We start from the raw sequence: 16,599 nt of genomic DNA, 5'->3' as shown, positions 1-16,599 counted from the left end.
TCGCGCCCGTTCAGCGGGCGTCGAGGATGCGCCGGATGCGTTCGAGCCGCGCGGAGATGTCACGCTCAGCCCCCAAACCCTTCGGCTGGTAGTACCGACGGCCATCAAGCTCATCGGGAAGATACTGCTGCGGCACGACGCCATGCTCACTGTCGTGCGGATACACGTAGCCTTTGCCATGTCCGAGGCGCTTAGCGCCGGGATAGTGCGCGTCGCGCAGGTGCGGCGGTACTCGGCCGAAACTGCCTGCGCGCACGTCAGCGATGGCCGCATTGATCCCGAGGTAGGCCGCGTTCGACTTCGCCGTCGTCGCAAGGTAGACCGTCGCCTCGGCGAGAGGGATTCGTCCTTCCGGCATCCCGATGAATGCGACTGCGTCAGAAGCGGCAACCGCGATGACGAGGCCCTGCGGGTCGGCCAAGCCGATGTCTTCGGATGCGGAGATCACCAGACGCCGCGCGATGAAGCGCGGGTCCTCCCCCGCTTCGATCATGCGTGCGAGGTAGTGCAGCGCGGCATCCGGGTCCGAGCCGCGGATCGACTTGATGAACGCACTGATGACGTCGTAGTGCTCGTCGCCCTGGCGGTCGTAGCGCAGCAGAGCCCGGTCGACGGCCTGCGCAACGTCCTCGTCCGTGATTGCTGGTATTCCAGAACCGGGGCCGGAGTCGTCGTCTGTTACAGAGACTGATGACTGCGCCACGGCCGCCGCGGCTTCCAAGCCGGTCAGCGCACGGCGCGCGTCACCCGACGCCAGTCGCACGAGCGCGCTGCGCGCAGCATCCTCAATCGACACGGTGCCGTTCAGGCCACGCGCATCGGAGATGGCCCGGTCGAGAAGCAGGGCGATGTCATCATCCGTGAGCGGCTGCAGCGTCAGCAGCAATGAGCGCGACATCAGGGGCGAGATCACCGAAAAAGAGGGATTCTCGGTCGTCGCAGCGATGAGGATCACCCAGCCGTTCTCGACTCCGGGAAGCAGTGCGTCCTGCTGGGCCTTCGTGAAGCGGTGGATCTCATCGAGGAACAAGATGGTGGTCTGTCCGTAAAGGTCGCGCTGTGTGATCGCTTCCTGCATCACCTCGCGCACATCTTTCACACCCGCGGTGATCGCGGAGAGTTCAACGAATCGGCGCCCGGAGGATCGCGCGATCGACTGTGCAAGCGTCGTCTTGCCTGTGCCCGGAGGCCCCCAGAGGATGATTGAGACCGCACCCGGTGAGGCGGCTTCAGGGTCAGCCAACGCAACGATGGGAGACCCAGGACGCAGCAGATGCTGTTGACCTGCGACCTCGGCGAGCGAAACAGGACGCATCCGCACAGCAAGGGGCGTCTGTCCCGAGAGCAATGGCGCGGAAGTCATGGATCCAGGCTAATGCGCACGGCAGACACCGGCGCACCTCCGCGGTGACGGTAGGCTCGCAGACGGCGCCCAGGCGAGGCGTCGCAGGAAGGAACTTGATGGCTGGCCGTGGACCGAAAAACATCCAGCGCTCACGCGCAGACACCGAGCGCGCCCGGCTGTACGCGGCGCGCACGGCCTGGCACGATGGCCAGATCAGCCGTCGCGTGCGTGACAACCTGATCGCGGGCATCGCGGGTGGACTGATCATCGCTGGCGCAATCGCCAGTCAGTCCGTACACGCGGCTGTTACCGCCCCCGAGCCGGAGCCGACCAAGACCTCGACGCCCACGCCGCTCGAGAATCCCTTCACCGATCTGCTCTCGACGGACATCCCCGCCGAATAGGCTCCTGCACTTCGCGCGCACGTCACTTCACACACGCGCACTTCACGATGTGAGAGTTTCGCTCCACAGCCGTAACGATCGACGCCTCTGCCGGAAACCGCGGTGAGTCACGCTGAGTTCAAGCTCAGCTCCTGTGCTCATCCGATACATCCGTGGAGGTCGCCCGTGTCCTATATCAAGCCCGCCGAACTCGTCACCCGTATGGTGGACGCCGGCGCCTACAAGATGCAACTGTCCGTTCGCGACACACTCATCCGCGCCTTCATGGGTGCCGCTCTTCTCACGATCGCCGCAGCTTTCGCGGTCACCGTCTCGACGAACACCGGGCAGCCCTTGTTGGGCGCGGTACTGTTCCCCGTCGGCTTCGTGATCCTCTATCTGTTCGGTTTCGACCTGCTCACCGGGGTCTTCACACTCGGGCCGCTCGCCGTGCTCGCCAAGCGGCCAGGCGCCACTGTCGGTGCTATGTTTCGCAACTGGGGCCTCGTTTTCCTCGGCAACTTCGGCGGCGCGTTCATGGTCGCGATCTTGATGGCGATCTACTTCACTTATGGCTTCTCCACGGAGCCGAGCGCGGTTGGGCTGGCAATCAGCGAGATCGGCCACGGTCGAACGGTCGGTTACGCCGATCATGGCGCCGCGGGGATGCTGACACTGTTCATCCGCGGAGTGCTCTGCAACTGGATGGTCTCCACCGGAGTCGTCCTGTCGATGGTCTCGGACAACGTGGTCGCCAAGATCCTGGCGATGTGGCTGCCGGTGATGCTGTTCTTCTACATGGGCTTCGAGCACTCGATCGTCAACATGTTCCTCTTCCCGTCGGGGCTGCTCCTCGGCGCAGATTTCACGATCATGGATTACCTGATCTGGAACGAGATCCCCACCGTGTTCGGCAACCTTGTCGGCGGGCTGCTCTTCGTGGGGCTCCCGCTGTACATCACCCACGGCCGTCCCACTGCGCGCCGCGTTCGCGCCCACAAGCGTGGTGACACGGCCGTCAGTACTTCAGACGCGGACCGCCTTGACCCGGTGGCGCAGCCGGCCGCCGCGACAACCCGTGAGGCTGAGCGCACACCAGAGCCCGTCAGCGTCGGCTGACAGAAGAACAGAATGTCCCGGTGAGTCCGAAGCTCACCGGGACATTCTCGTGTGCGTCAGGCCGTCGCAGAGCCGGCGAGGTACCGATCTACGATCACCTGTGCGATGCGTGCATCGGGAGCGAGCGGAAGACTGACGACATCCGCGCCGGCACCTCCGATAACCCCGGCGAAGAATCCGGGAGCCAGTAGGTGACTGGCGGCGATCACTCGTCTAGCGCCACTCGCGCGCGCCGCCGCCACCGCATCGCCGATGCGAGGAACCGATGCCGACGCATATCCGACCGTGACTGGTACAGGAATGTGGGCGCGCAGTCGGATTGCGACTTCCTCGACATCTGCCATTGCACCAGGATTACTGGATCCCGCGGCGGCGAGCACCACATGATCACCCGGCAACCAGCCTCCCGGCACCGCGGCCGCAAGCCGATCGACGAGAACCTCAGCGATCAACGGATGCGTCCCGAGCGGCTCAGCCTGGCGTGCGCCGGTATGCCGCGCCACCGCTTGGGAGATGTCGACAGCGGTGTGGTAACCGATCGAGAGCAACAGCGGAACCACGATCAAATCATCTACCGGCGCCAGGCTCGCGAGAACCTCTTCGAGCTGCGGCTGCTCGACATCGACGACGGCCGCGACGACTGTCACATCGGGCAGCAGCCCCTGAACCGACTCGATCAGTGTGCGAATCGCTCGCTGCCCGGCAGGATCGCCGGTCCCATGCGAGCAGGCGATGAGCGTCGTCATTCAGTCTCCTTCACGGCGAGGCGATAGCCCCGCTTCACCACGGTCTTGACGACGTCGACGTCGCCGAGCGCTTCCCGCACACGTGCCACCGCCATCTCCACTGCGTGAGAATTCTGCCCCGCGCGTGGCAGTGCCTGCGCGATCTGCTCGCGCGACAGTACGCGCCCTGCACTGTCGAAAAGGGCGCCGAGTATGCGCGCTCCTGCCGGCGACAGGGCGATGAACTCGCCGGCGATGACCGCTCCACCACTGCGCATCGACAGCACGCCTGCAGTAGTCGACAGTCTCGGTGCCGCGCCGCCCTCACCGAAGTATCCGATCACGCAGCGCGCGAGGGAGCCGAGGCGTCCACGGTCAGCGATAGTTGCGTGAAAACCGCCGTTATTCAGTGGCTTCGCGGTGACAGGGCCGACGGCCGCGAGCAGCAACCTCCCGGATGCTGCACGGCGCCGAACCGCGTCCGAAGCCTGCAGCCGATCGGCCGAGCGGATCCATTCCGCGGCCCCTGGAGCAGAGGTGAACAGCACCGCATCGACTTCCCCTGACGCGGCCTGCAAGACCGACCGTTCGACCAGCTGTGGCTCGGCCGGCGGCCCCCAGCGATAGACCGTGAGACTCACGACATCGGCGCCTGCAGCGGCAAGAAGCTCGTCGAGGCCGTCTGCGCCCGCACCGTGATGCTGAACCGCGACACGCTTACCCACGAGGTGTGTGGACAGCAGATACTCCCCCACTTCAGCAGCTGTCTCGGACTCCGCGACCCAGTCTGCGGTGAAGCCCGCCTGCTGAATAGCACCGTGTGCTTTCGGGCCTCTGGCGACAAACTGGGTGTGCTGCAGCGCGTCAGTGAGTCCTTCGGCCAGATCATGCTCGTGCGCCGCGTCGATCCAGCCGCGGAACCCGACACCGGTCGTCACGACGACGATGTCCGGCGGGCTCGCGACCAGTTCGCGAGTGCGTCTGATGAGTTCATCGTCGTCCGCATTGCGAACGACGCTCAACGCGGGAGCACGATGCACCTGCGCACCGCGCCGCTCCAGGGCGCTTGCGAGGTCGCCCGCACGTCGGTCAGCGGCGATGACGATCGTGCAGCCGACGAGGGCGGCATCCAAAAGCCTGCGAGAGGTCACGTATGGATTTTCCCCACCTGCGCAGGTTCAGGCATGAGCAACCCGGCCCGAGCCACCTCACCGAACACGATCACCGCTGGATTGGTGACCCCCACGGCCGCGGCATCGGCCACCACCGCGCCCAGCGTGCTGCGGGTCGTCCTCTGAGTGGGCGTATGTCCGTTCTCCACGATCGCCATCGGAAGGTCGTCTCTGATGCCGTAGGCGCGTGCGGCATGCACCGCCCTGGGCAGCGCGGCCACGCCCATCAGCATCACCGTCGTCACCTCGGCGTCTGCCAACGACCGCAACGTCGTTTCGGACACCTCGCCTTGGCCGTTCACCATATGGACAGCGGATGCCGTTCCTCGATGCGTGACGGGGATACCGGCGGCCTGCGGCACCGAGATGGCGCTGGACAGTCCAGGAGTCACCTCTACCGGGATGCCCGCCTGCTGGCAGGCAATGACTTCTTCTCCCCCGCGCCCGTAAACGAAAGGATCACCGCCCTTGAGTCGTACGACCCGCTTTCCGGCGGTCGCATGTTCGACCAGGAGGGCGTTGATCTGCTCCTGCGGCACAGGATGATGATGCGGTCGCTTGCCCACGTCGATCACGAGGACGTCCGGGTCGAGTTCTGCGAGCACCGCACTGGTCGGTCCCAGGCGGTCGGCGATCACCACATCCGCTTCGGCGAGCAGTCGCCGTGCGCGCACCGTCATGAGGTCGACGGGACCAGGACCACCGCCGATGAGATCCACTCGTCCGGCGCGGGCCGCACGGCGTCGTCGCAGCGGAAGTCGCCCCGATTCAAGCAGTCCATCGATCGCGTCACGCACACCGGCCGTCCGTCGTGGATCGGCACCCACTGCGCTGGCGACGCCGATGATGACATCGCCCGACGTCGTCTGAGCGGTCATCCGTGCGCTGCCATGAGCGCCATCTGACGCATTGATGCAGAACACCCGCCGCTGCTCACACAGCGCGGCGACCTCACGATCGATCGCAGTGTCGCCGGTCGCGGTGTGCACGAGCCACACATCTTCGACATCATTGGCGTCGAAGCCGCGCTCCACCCAATCGACGCCATGTTCGTCCACGAGAGCCTGTGTCTGCGGCGCGAGCTGCGGGGCGACCAGTCGCACTACGGCGCCGTCGGCGAGGAAACGACCGAGTCGGCGGGCCGCAACAGCTCCACCGCCGACCAGCAGCACCTGACGTCCGCTCAATGACACTCCGAGAATCGTGGTCATGTCAGCCTTCCTCGCTCGGCGGGGTGAGGGGAGCCTGAAGATAGAGGTCGTCGCCGACTCGCCGCACCGGCCAGACGGCGAGATGAACGGGCGTCTTACCCTGGCTCTCCAGACATTCGCCGGTTCGCAGATCGAACACCTGCTTGTGCATGGGCGAGGCGATTGTCGGCACATCACCTCTGGTTCCGACGATTCCTCGCGAAATCACATGCGCGCCGCTGTAGGGGTCGAAATTCGACACCGCATGAACGTTGCCATCACGCAGCAGGAACAGGGCGATCTGGTCCAGGCCGAGCAGCGCTGCGCGACCGCGTTCCACTTCGAGATCCTGGATCGCGCATACTCGGACCGCGATCGTCTGATCAATCAAAAGCGTCATCGACGCACCTCCAGGGTCGTTCCTGCGATCATCACGCCGCCGCGCTCGCGCTCTTGGGCAGTGGCGGGCCGCATCTGGCCGCGGGTCGCCACATAGGCAAGTGAGGGATCCGGCGTTTCCGCCGCGTTCACGAACGATTGGAACCGCTGCAGCTTCTGCGGATCCCGCAGCGTCGCCGCCCACTCGTCTTCGTAGTTGTCGACGTGCCGGGCCATAGCCGCATCCAGATCTGCGCAGATGCCGAGGGAGTCCTCGAGGATGACCTCCTTGAGCCCTGCGAGTCCTCCCTCGAGCTCCTGGCACCACGGCGCCGTGCGCTGCAGGCGATCGGCGGTACGGATGTAGTACATGAAGAACCGGTCGATGGCCTGGATCAGCTGCTCGTCGGAGAGGTCAGTGGCGAACAGTTCGGCGTGCCGTGGCGTGAAGCCGCCATTACCGCCGACGTACATGTTCCAGCCCGTCTCCGTTGCGATGACGCCGACATCTTTCCCTCGCGCCTCTGCGCACTCCCGCGCGCACCCCGAGACTCCGATCTTCAGCTTGTGTGGGGCCCTCAAGCCGCGGTACCGCAGTTCGAGACGCACAGCCATCCCCACTGAATCGAGCACGCCGTAACGGCACCACGTGGAGCCGACGCAGGACTTCACGGTGCGCAGTGACTTGCCGTACGCCTGCCCCGATTCGAAACCGGCGTCGACGAGGCGCTGCCAGATCTGCGGCAACTGCTCCAGGCGCGCACCGAACATGTCGATGCGCTGGCCTCCGGTGAGCTTCGTGTAGAGCCCGAAATCCTCGGCGACCTGTCCGATCACGACCAGGCCGGCGGGCGTCACCTCGCCGCCGGGCATCCGCGGCACCACAGAATAGGTGCCGTCCTTTTGCATGTTGGCCATGACGTGATCGTTGGTGTCCTGCAGCGTCGCGTTCTCGCCGTCGAGGACGTGCGCACCCACCAGCACGGAGAGGATGCTTGCGAGCGCCGGCTTGCAGATATCGCAGCCACGGCCGCGCCCGAAGCGTTCGATCACGGCGCTGAACGTGGTCAGCTCTGTCACGCGCACCGCGTCGAAAAGCTGCCGGCGCGACATGTCAAAGTGTTCGCAGAGCGCGTTGGACACCGTCTGGCCGAGTTTGGTCAGCTCCTGCGCGACCACCTTCTTGACCATGAGCACGCACGAGCCGCAGGTGGCTCCGGCCTTGGTGCAACTCTTGACCGCGGCTGCGTCCATGCAGCCTTCTTCATGCACCGCCTGACGGATCCGCCCGGCTGTGACGTTCGAGCAGGAGCATACGACCGCCGCATCCGGAAGCTCGCCGCTCGGCGCCTCCACCCCGCCTTCTGGCATGAGATACGCCACCGGGTCGGCCCCGAGACGTGCCCCGACCAGCGGCCGCAATGAACCATATGCCGAGGCGTCACCGACAAGGATGCCACCCAGCAGCGTCTGCGCGTCATCCGACAACACCAGCTTCTTGTACACGCCAGCCACCGGGTCGGCGTAGACCACGTCGAGCGCATCCGGAGTCTGAGCGAGTGCATCGCCGAAGCTGGCGACATCGACGCCGGAGAGTTTGAGCTTGGCAGACTCGTCGTAGCCGGGGAAGGTCGCATCATCGCCGAGCAGACGGGTCGCAGCTACCTCTGCCATCGCGTATCCAGGTGCAACGAGGCCGACACTGCGGCCGTCGAAGTTCGCGACTTCGCCAATCGCCAGAATCGCGGGATCGCTGGTTCGGCAACGATCGTCGATCAGCACACCGCCCCGAGCATGCACCTCGAGTTGCGCATTTCGAGCGAGTTCATCGCGCGGACGCACGCCGACGGTGAAGATCACGACATCGGCACGGTGGAAGCTGCCGTCTTGGAATTCCAGCGCGGTGACGGCGCCGGATTCGTCTGGATCGAGTCGGGTGGTGCGCGATTCGGTGCGCACCGAGATTCCCCGGGCCTCGATCAGACGTCGCAGCATGCTGCCGCCGGCGAGATCGAGCTGCGCAGACATGAGGCGGTCAGATGACTGCACCACGGTGCATTCGACGTCGAGGCCCTGCAACGCACCTGCGGCCTCGAGCCCCAGTAGTCCGCCTCCGATCACGGCGCCCCGCAGTGGACGTGCGAGCTCAGCGCTGCGCTGCTGCACGAATCGACGTAGCGATTGCACGTCGTCCAGCGTGCGATAGACGAAGCATCCTGGTAGGTCTGCTCCGTCGACCGCGACGCGCGCAGCGTACGAGCCGGTGGCGAGCACCAGTGTGTCGTAGCCGATCACTCTCTGGGCACGTGTGTGCACGGTCTGCGCGCGCCGATCGATCCGTGTCACTCGTTCGCCGGGGATGAGCGTGACGCGCTCGTCATCGAACACCGATCGATCCAGAGTCAGATCATCGGGGCTGGCACCGGAAAAGTAGCTGGTCAGTGCCACGCGATCGTAGGGATCACGAGACTCGTCGCCAACGACAGTGATGTGGATTCCGTCTTCGGCGCGGCTGAGCAGGCTCTCAACGAAGCGATGCGCGACCATCCCTGCGCCGACGACGAGAATCTGGATCTCGGTCTTCTCATTCATGGCGGCTCCTGAACGTCGGGGATGTCCAGACACTACGTTCACGGTGTTTCGCGAACCGAGCGGCTCCCGTTACGCGCATCGAACGTTCTCCTCACAAATCGGTAACGGCCGTGTGAGCGGGTGAGGCCTCATCGCGCATGGCTCTGCGCGTACTAGGCTGAACAACGTCCCTTCCCCCCTCACGCGGGTTGACCGCGCAAGGAGCACATTGTGTCTGCCACCGAACCTTCGACACCGACTCCACCGGTACCGTCCCCTCCGCGCATCCCGATGCCACAGCGTCCGACTGCGCCTGCAGCCGCCGCCGCACCGGTCGCGCCCGTCGCCTCGGCTGATTCCGCGAACTTTGGTCGCGTGGCTGAAGACGGCACTGTAGAGGTGCGAGAGGGCGACGACTGGCGTGTTGTCGGCCAGTATCCCGATGGCACCTCGGATGAGGCCTTGGCCTATTACATCCGCAAGTTCGACGATCTCGCATTCAAGGTGCACACGCTCGAGCAGCGCCACCAGAGTGGCGGGGCATCGGCCAGCGAGCTGACCACACAGGCGAAGCGTCTTGTCGACGAGGTAACCGGCGCCGCAGCAGTCGGAGATCTGGCGTCACTGCGTGCACGTCTGGATGCCCTCACCGCCACGTTGGCCGAAGCAAGTGAAGCTGAGGCACAGCAGGCCAAAGAGCTCGTAGACAAGGGCATCGCCGAGCGCACCGTTCTGGTCGATGGCATCGAGGCGATCGCTGCACGCGACCTTTCGAAGGTGCAGTGGAAGCAAGTCACCGAAGAAGTCACCACTCTCTTCGATGCATGGCAGGCCCAGCAGCAGAGCGGTCCGCGCCTCCCGAAGGGCATCTCTCAGCAGCTGTGGAAGCGATTCCGTGACGCGCGTTCGGTCATCGACAAGAGCCGCCGCACCTTCTATGCGGATCTGGATGAGACGCACAAGTCCGCACGCAACCAGAAGAGCCAGCTGATCGAGCGTGCCGAAGCGCTGGCATCCAAGGGCGTCGACGGCATCCCTGCCTACCGCAATCTGTTGGACGAGTGGAAGGCTTCGGGCCGTGCCGGACGCAAGGCCGATGACGCACTGTGGGCACGTTTCAAGGCCGCCGGAGATGCTCTCTACTCAGCACGTGCCGAGCAGTCCGCCGCAGAGGAAGCCGAGTCGGCTCCGAAGATCGAGGCCAAGAAGGCTCTTATCGAAGAGGCGAAGGCTGTCGCTGACGAGTCCAACATCAAGCAGGCGCGTGCCCTGCTGACGCGTATTCAGACTCAGTGGGATGAAATCGGACGTGTCCTCCCACGTGACACGGACCGCACACTCGATGACAAGCTCCGCGTCATCGAGCAGGCGCTGAAGTCGCGCGAAGAGGTCGACTGGAAGCGCAACAACCCCGAAACCAAGGCCCGTGCCAACGACATGAGCCAGAAGCTCCTCGACGCGATCGAGAAGCTCGAGACAGAGAAGGCCGCAGCAGAGAAGGCCGGCGACAAGCGGGCCGCAAAGGAAGCTGCCGACGCACTCGACGCACGCAAGGCATGGTTGAACGCCCTCGAGGGCTGAACGTTATCCACAGCCGCCCCGGGACCGGGTTCAGCACGGCACACTGAAAGTGTGTATCCGTCGCTGTTCTACCGTCCCGGGGCGTTGTTGTCCCCGTCAGAGCTGAGCGCGGCACGCCTGGACGGTCTCCTCTTCGAGGTCGGTGATGGTTATATACACGCGGACCTCCCTGAGGATGCGGCCGCCCGCGTCGCCTCGCTCGCGTCGGTGCTCGCCCCCGGATACGCGGCGAGCGGCGCTACCGCAGCCTGGGTGCACGGCTTCGGTGACGCAGCCCCGCTTTGTCACCATATTCAGCGCGCGACGCCACGGCGCCAGCGCGTGACGCCCCAGCGCAATGTCGTCGTGCATGAGATCCAGCTGGCGCCGACTGATGTGGTGACTATCGCCGGCGCACAAGTCACCACGCTCCCCCGTACGCTGACCGATCTCGCCCTCCGCGCAGATCGCGACGCTGAGGGCGAGAGATGGTTGCGAGCGCTCGGAGCCGCGCGGCCCGACCTTCTGCTGCCGGTACGGCAGCAGATAGCGTCACGCAAGCGCATGCCGGGCAAGAGAGCAGCAGTTACCGCGCTCAATCTACTGCGGGAAGCGTATTGTCAGGATGTCGTCACTCGGTAGACGTCGTAGACGGCATCGATCCGGCGCACGGCGTTTAGCACGCGATCCAGATGCACTGAGTCACCCATCTCGAACACGAACCGGCTGATGGCAAGGCGATCGTCGTTCGTGTTGACCGTGGCAGAGAGAATGTTCACGTGGTGCTCGCTGAGCACTCGAGTGACATCGGAGAGAAGCGCTGAGCGGTCCAACGCTTCGACCTGGATCTGCACACGGAAGACGCTCTTTGTGGTCGGCGCCCACTCTACGTCGACGAACCGCTCCTGTTCGGCGCTGAGCGCCTTCACATTGGTGCAGTCCGTGCGGTGCACCGAGACGCCGCTTCCCCTGGTGACGAATCCGACGATCGTGTCCCCCGGCACCGGTGTGCAGCACTTAGCGAGCTTGACGAGAATGTCGTCCGCTCCACGCACCAGAATGCCGGAGTCACCAGAACGAGGTTCACGCGAGGGTGGCTTGCCGGGGAGATCGATGGCGCCGGTGCTGGTGTCGTTCGCCGCGATGATCGCGGTGACCTTCTCCAGTACGGACTGCGTGGAGACGTGTCCTTCGCCTACGGCCGCGTACAGCGCGGAAACATCTTCGTAGTGCAATTGCTGGGCGACCTCGGCGAAAGAGCTCTGATTCATCAGTCGCTGCAGCGGCAGGTTCTGTTTGCGCATCGCCCTGGCGATGGATTCTTTGCCCTGCTCGATGGCCTCTTCGCGGCGTTCCTTCGTGAACCAGCCGCGGATCTTGTTGCGCGCGCGGGTGCTCTTGACGAAGTTAAGCCAGTCCTGGCTCGGACCTGAATCCGGGTTCTTCGAGGTGAACACCTCGATCACGTCGCCGCTCTTGACCTCGGTCTCCAAAGGCACCAAACGCCCGTTGACCTTCGCACCCATTGTGCGGTGCCCGATCTCGGTGTGCACGGCGTAGGCGAAGTCGACCGGAGTCGCTCCTGCTGGCAGACCGACAACGCGCCCCTTGGGCGTGAAGACGTAGACCTCCTTGGCGCCGATCTCGAAGCGTAGCGAGTCGAGGAACTCACTGGGGTCTGCGGTCTCTGCCTGCCAGTCGGAGATGTGCGCGAGCCACGTCATATCCGTGTCGCTCGGAAGGGACCCTGGCTTGCCGCCGTTCATCCGTTCCTTGTACATCCAGTGCGCGGCGACACCGAACTCCGCCTGCTGATGCATCTCGTGCGTGCGGATCTGAATCTCAACGGTGCGTCCGCTGGGACCGATCACGGTCGTGTGCAGAGACTGGTACAGGTTGAACTTCGGGGTTGCGATGTAGTCCTTGAAGCGGCCAGGCAACGGCGTCCACCTGGCGTGGATCGCGCCGAGGACGGCGTAGCAGTCGCGTACCGAACCCACGAGCACGCGGATGCCAAGGAGATCGTAGATGTCGTCGAACTCACGGCCCCGGATGACCATCTTCTGGTAAACCGAATAGAGCTGTTTGGGTCGCCCCGCCACCTTGCCGCGGATGCGAAGGTCGTGCAGATCTTCGTTGATCGACTCGATGACCTGCTTCAGGTACTTCTCGCGCTGCGGCGTGCGCTGAGCGATCAGGCTGTTGATCTCCACGTAAATCTTGGGATGAAGCACAGCGAACGATAGATCTTCAAGCTCAGACTTGATCGCCTGGATACCGAGGCGGTTCGCCAGCGGTGCGTAGATCTCGAGGGTCTCTCTGGCTTTCTTCTCCGCTTTCTCCGGCGGAACGAAGCCCCAGGTCCGCGCATTGTGCAGACGGTCCGCGAGTTTGATCAGCAGCACGCGGAGGTCCTTGGACATCGCGACGATCATCTTGCGGACGGTCTCTGCCTGAGCGCTTTCGCCGTACTTGACCTTGTCGAGCTTCGTGACCCCGTCGACGAGCATGGCGACTTCGTCGCCAAAGGTCTCCGTCAGTTCCGACAGCGCATAGCCGGTGTCCTCGACCGTGTCGTGCAACAGCGCTGCCGCGATTGCACGGGGGCCGAGACCCATCTCTGCGAGGATCTGCGCCACGGCGAGCGGATGCGTGATGTACGGCTCGCCACTCTGACGCTTCTGACCCTCGTGCTTCTCCTTCGCAACGCTGTAGGCGCGCGCGATGATCGCAAGATCACCCTTGGGATGGTTCACCCGCACCGAGCGAATCAGGTTGTCGAGGTCGTTTACCCGGGGCGCGCGCGAGAAGATGCGGGGCACAAGTCGTCTCAGACTCGATCCCTGCGACGGCGCATTCGCTTCCGCCATCACTTCACCTCCGGGTCAGAACATTCTACGCGGGCCTGGCGTTAGCCAGCCCCGCGCAGAGAACGAGATCAGGCGTCAGCAGTGGCGCGAGCACGGAGCTCAAGCACGCGCTTGTCTCGCTCGACGATGTCCGGCTCTTTCTCGCGGAACAGCGAGTACAGCGGCGCAGCTACGAACAGCGTGGAGTACGTCGCCACAATGATGCCGACAAAAATCGACAGCGAAATGTCGGTGAGCGTTTCCGCACCCAGCCAGAACGCACCGATGAACAGGATCGCGCCGACTGGCAGTGCCGCAACGATCGAGGTGTTGATCGAACGCACCAGAGTCTGGTTGACGGCAAGGTTCACTGACTCACCGAAGGTACGAGATGAGTTCTCGCCGTCCTCGGTGGTGTTCTCTCTGATCTTGTCGAAAACCACCGTGGTGTCGTACAACGAGTACGAAAGAATTGTCAGGAAGCCGATCACCGCCGCAGGTGAGATCTCGAAGCCGGCAAGCGCATACACACCGACCGTGATCACGAGCACGTCAAGCAGACCGATGATCGCTGCGGCAGACATCTTCCAGGTACGGAAGTAGATCGCGAGGATCAGGAACGTCAGCGCAAGGAAGATCGCGAGGCCCCAGAGCGACTGGCGGGTGACGTTTTCGCCCCAGGCCGGGCCGATGTAGGAGGATGTGACCTCTTGCGGATCGACCTCGAATACCTCAGCGAGGGCGTTTGCTACGGCAAGCGTCTCGCTCTGAGTCATCTGGTCGGTCTGCACACGCACATCAGTTTCGCCGACGATGGCGACCTTGGTGGCCGCATTTGGAACGATCGACTGCACCGCGTCGGTTGCCGTCTGCTGGTCAGTAGATGCCGGCGCGACCACCGTGAACTGCGAGCCGCCCGTGAACTCAATCGAGAACTGCACTGGGCGCAGGAGCGGCACCAGAGCGGATGCTGCCACCAGGACGACGGCGATGATGAACCACAGACGCCGCCTGCCGACGAACGGGAAAGAAGTCTTTCCCGTATACAGGTTGTTACCGAACTCATTCATAGAGGCCATCAGCGCTCTCCCTCGCTTCCGGCGTTGGTCGTTCTATCGCCGACGAGGGCTTCTGCGCGCTTGCGCTCAGCGATCGTCTGACGGCGTTCCGCTTCACCACGTGATCGGTTGGTCTTCGCACCACGGCTGTTCTTGCCGGGCTCGACCCGTCGATACTGCGTGCGGGTGTGATAGACCGCTCCGAGCGCGTCGGGGTCAAGGCCGGACAGTTTGTGGCCACCACCGAAGAATCTCGTACGGGCCAGGATCTGCATCACCGGGTGCGTGAAGATGACGAAGATGAAGATGTCGATGATCGTTGTGAGTCCGAGGGTGAAGGCAAAGCCCTTCACCGTGGAGTCAGCCAGAATGTACAGCACGACTGCGGCCAGGATGTTGATCGACTTGGAGATGTAAATCGTACGCTTGGCGCGTCCCCAGCCGTCCTCCACCGCATTCGTGATGGATTTGCCGTCGCGCAGCTCATCTCGTATTCGTTCGAAGTAGACGATGAACGAGTCGGCGACGAAACCGATCGACACGATCAGACCTGCCACGCCGGCGAGCGACAGGCGGAAGCCGAGTCGCCAGGCCAGGATGCAGACGATGATGTAGGTCAACACGCCCATGACCGCGATGGATGCGATGATCACTGCGCCCAGTGCCCGGTAACTGAGCAATGAGTACACGGCGACCAGCGCGAGACCGATGAGGCCGGCGATCAGGCCGATCATCAATTGCTGGGTGCCGAGTGTCGCCGAGATACTCGCAGCGCTCTCGGTCGTGAAGCTCAGCGGCAGCGCGCCGTACTTGAGCTGGTCTGCCAGCGTCTCAGCGGACTCCTGGGTGAAGGAACCGGAAATGCTGGGCTTGCCATTGAGGATGACGCCGTTCATCTGCGGAGCAGAGATCACCGCGCCGTCCAGCACGAACGCGAACTGGTCACGGGGAGTGAGCCCGGCGAGCTTGTTCTGGTAGAGGCGCTGGCTGATCTCGCCGAAGACCTCGGTGCCGTGATTGTCGAGCGTCAGCTGGACGGTCCAGGCGCCGTTGGTCGGATCGCGGCCGCTGGTCGCGTCATCAATCGAGTCGCCGGTCAGTTCCATCGGGCCGAGGATGTACTTGATCGAGTTGAACGGGTCACATGTGATCAAAGGCTCATCGGCGGGCGCGTTCGCCGCGTCGTTCGCAGGATTCAAGCAGTCATAGGCGAGGAACTCTGCCTGGAGCTTCTCCGTGACCCAGGCCAGATCGCTGCCGTCGGTCGGGTCCGGTGTCGGAATCGCGTTGGCAGTCGCATCAGGCGTCGGGTAGGGCGTCGCAAGGCCGTCTTCTCCAACAAACTCGGTAGCAGGGCTCCCGGTGAAGATCACCGCACGGAACTCAAGCTGCGCACTCGCCTCGATGCGTGCGCGAGTCTCTTCATCAGCGATTCCAGGGATCTGGACGACGATGTTGCGCCCACCCTCGGTGGTGATGTCGGACTCGGCCACACCTGCAGCATCCACACGCTGGCGAATGATCGCCGCCGCCTGAGCAAGCTGCTCCTGCGTGGGGTCGGCGCCGTCCTCGGTGACCGCGCTGAGCACGATCTGGGTGCCGCCTTGGAGGTCGAGCGCGAGTTCAGGCGACCAAGAGCTCTTCTCGAGCCCCACACCGACCGCATTGATGCCGAACAGCGCAGCCGTCACGATGACGAGGCTGAGAAGAACCTTCCAGGCATGACGAACTGGAGAAGAAGAAGCCACGTATGTTCAGCTTTCTAAGATGCCGGGTGAGCGGAGGGGTTACTTGCCGTCGGAGTCCCGATCCAGGCGGGCGCGGGTCTCCTCGGGGGTCTCGACATTGAGGTTGGCCTCGACGACGTCGTCAGCATCCGTGGCGTCGTCGTTCTCGGTGTTCTCGTCGTTCTCATCGATTTCGTCGATGGCGTCCTTCGGCTCCACGATGCGCAGAATCGCCTGGCTGTGCACCTCGATGATGGTGCCGGGGGCGATCTCGACGAGCGCGGGCGAATCGAGGTCCTCGGGGTCGTACGCGACGATGGTGCCGTACAGGCCGCCCTGCAGCAGCACCTTGACGCCGGGGACGGTCTTCGTCGCCTTCTCCTCCTGCTCAGCCTTCTGAGCCTTCTGTCGCTTGCGCGTGTTGAAGAACATGAAAACGAGGAGAACAGCCAGGAGGCCGAAGAGGACGATTTCCATCAGGCAGTGCCTTTCAAAGTGCGCACGCCAACGGTGGACGCGCAG

At 63.9% G+C, this 16,599-nt stretch carries 14 protein-coding genes; 4 read left to right on the top strand and 10 right to left on the bottom strand.

The annotated features are described in order from the left end of the window. Nucleotides 1-10: 10 nt before the first annotated feature. Entirely contained in the window at nt 11-1,363 is a 1,353-nt protein-coding gene (locus tag ACSU1G_RS01815; RefSeq protein WP_439278187.1) for a replication-associated recombination protein A, read from the bottom strand. Between the two features lie 98 nt (nt 1,364-1,461). Between ACSU1G_RS01815 and ACSU1G_RS01810 the strand changes: the two genes are divergently transcribed. Then, nucleotides 1,462-1,749: a hypothetical protein gene (locus ACSU1G_RS01810; RefSeq protein ID WP_439278186.1), complete on the top strand. Its 288-nt coding sequence runs from the start codon at nt 1,462-1,464 to the stop codon at nt 1,747-1,749. Nucleotides 1,750-1,914: 165 nt separating this feature from the next. Beyond that, nucleotides 1,915-2,847: a formate/nitrite transporter family protein gene (locus ACSU1G_RS01805; protein ID WP_439278185.1), complete on the top strand. Its 933-nt coding sequence runs from the start codon at nt 1,915-1,917 to the stop codon at nt 2,845-2,847. Between the two features lie 56 nt (nt 2,848-2,903). On the opposite strand, the gene ACSU1G_RS01800 is transcribed toward ACSU1G_RS01805, so the two are convergent. From ACSU1G_RS01800 to nirB, 5 genes are read right to left on the bottom strand one after another with little or no spacing between them, the layout of a single operon-like run. After that, nucleotides 2,904-3,593 (bottom strand): sirohydrochlorin chelatase, encoded by a 690-nt coding sequence (locus ACSU1G_RS01800; RefSeq protein WP_439278184.1) that lies wholly within the window; start codon nt 3,591-3,593, stop codon nt 2,904-2,906. After that, entirely contained in the window at nt 3,590-4,723 is a 1,134-nt protein-coding gene (locus tag ACSU1G_RS01795) for a uroporphyrinogen-III synthase (protein WP_439278183.1), read from the bottom strand. The genes ACSU1G_RS01800 and ACSU1G_RS01795 overlap by 4 nt, the downstream gene beginning before the upstream one ends. Then, nucleotides 4,720-5,955 carry a uroporphyrinogen-III C-methyltransferase gene (gene cobA / locus ACSU1G_RS01790; RefSeq protein WP_439278182.1) on the bottom strand — a complete coding sequence of 412 codons (1,236 nt, stop codon included), beginning with the start codon at nt 5,953-5,955 and terminating at the stop codon, nt 4,720-4,722. The genes ACSU1G_RS01795 and cobA overlap by 4 nt, the downstream gene beginning before the upstream one ends. A 1-nt stretch (nt 5,956) precedes the next feature. Continuing rightward, nucleotides 5,957-6,334, bottom strand: coding sequence for a nitrite reductase small subunit NirD (nirD, locus tag ACSU1G_RS01785; protein ID WP_439278181.1), 378 nt, complete (start codon nt 6,332-6,334; stop codon nt 5,957-5,959). After that, complete coding sequence (gene nirB / locus ACSU1G_RS01780; RefSeq protein WP_439278180.1) at nt 6,331-8,904, bottom strand: nitrite reductase large subunit NirB; 2,574 nt, start codon at nt 8,902-8,904, stop codon at nt 6,331-6,333. Before nirB ends, nirD begins: the two co-directional genes overlap by 4 nt. A gap of 210 nt (nt 8,905-9,114) precedes the next feature. Between nirB and ACSU1G_RS01775 the strand changes: the two genes are divergently transcribed. Continuing rightward, complete coding sequence (locus ACSU1G_RS01775; RefSeq protein WP_439278179.1) at nt 9,115-10,464, top strand: DUF349 domain-containing protein; 1,350 nt, start codon at nt 9,115-9,117, stop codon at nt 10,462-10,464. 51 nt (nt 10,465-10,515) lie between these two features. After that, nucleotides 10,516-11,085, top strand: coding sequence for a hypothetical protein (locus ACSU1G_RS01770; RefSeq protein WP_439278178.1), 570 nt, complete (start codon nt 10,516-10,518; stop codon nt 11,083-11,085). Here ACSU1G_RS01770 and ACSU1G_RS01765 read toward each other — a convergent pair. The 4 genes from ACSU1G_RS01765 to ACSU1G_RS01750 form a co-directional block, all read right to left on the bottom strand. Further along, nucleotides 11,064-13,313: a RelA/SpoT family protein gene (locus ACSU1G_RS01765; protein ID WP_439278177.1), complete on the bottom strand. Its 2,250-nt coding sequence runs from the start codon at nt 13,311-13,313 to the stop codon at nt 11,064-11,066. The genes ACSU1G_RS01770 and ACSU1G_RS01765 overlap by 22 nt on opposite strands. A 68-nt stretch (nt 13,314-13,381) precedes the next feature. Then, entirely contained in the window at nt 13,382-14,371 is a 990-nt protein-coding gene (secF, locus tag ACSU1G_RS01760) for a protein translocase subunit SecF (protein ID WP_439278176.1), read from the bottom strand. Next, nucleotides 14,371-16,098: a protein translocase subunit SecD gene (gene secD / locus ACSU1G_RS01755; protein WP_439278175.1), complete on the bottom strand. Its 1,728-nt coding sequence runs from the start codon at nt 16,096-16,098 to the stop codon at nt 14,371-14,373. The genes secF and secD overlap by 1 nt, the downstream gene beginning before the upstream one ends. 39 nt (nt 16,099-16,137) lie before the next feature. Next, nucleotides 16,138-16,554, bottom strand: coding sequence for a preprotein translocase subunit YajC (locus ACSU1G_RS01750; protein ID WP_439278174.1), 417 nt, complete (start codon nt 16,552-16,554; stop codon nt 16,138-16,140). Between the last annotated feature and the right edge of the window lie 45 nt (nt 16,555-16,599).

The organism is Microbacterium sp. A93 (genome assembly GCF_051842835.1).
Note: the sequence above shows the minus strand (reverse complement) of the source record. Positions and strands in the feature narration are given on the sequence as shown.

Coding starts and splice junctions, on each gene's coding strand:
- secF (WP_439278176.1), bottom strand. CDS start 14,371: ATGGCCTCTATGAATGAGTTCGGTAACAACCTGTATACGGGAAAGACT.
- ACSU1G_RS01800 (WP_439278184.1), bottom strand. CDS start 3,593: ATGACGACGCTCATCGCCTGCTCGCATGGGACCGGCGATCCTGCCGGG.
- ACSU1G_RS01815 (WP_439278187.1), bottom strand. CDS start 1,363: ATGACTTCCGCGCCATTGCTCTCGGGACAGACGCCCCTTGCTGTGCGG.
- ACSU1G_RS01810 (WP_439278186.1), top strand. CDS start 1,462: ATGGCTGGCCGTGGACCGAAAAACATCCAGCGCTCACGCGCAGACACC.
- nirD (WP_439278181.1), bottom strand. CDS start 6,334: ATGACGCTTTTGATTGATCAGACGATCGCGGTCCGAGTATGCGCGATC.
- ACSU1G_RS01750 (WP_439278174.1), bottom strand. CDS start 16,554: ATGGAAATCGTCCTCTTCGGCCTCCTGGCTGTTCTCCTCGTTTTCATG.
- ACSU1G_RS01765 (WP_439278177.1), bottom strand. CDS start 13,313: ATGGCGGAAGCGAATGCGCCGTCGCAGGGATCGAGTCTGAGACGACTT.
- nirB (WP_439278180.1), bottom strand. CDS start 8,904: ATGAATGAGAAGACCGAGATCCAGATTCTCGTCGTCGGCGCAGGGATG.
- cobA (WP_439278182.1), bottom strand. CDS start 5,955: ATGACCACGATTCTCGGAGTGTCATTGAGCGGACGTCAGGTGCTGCTG.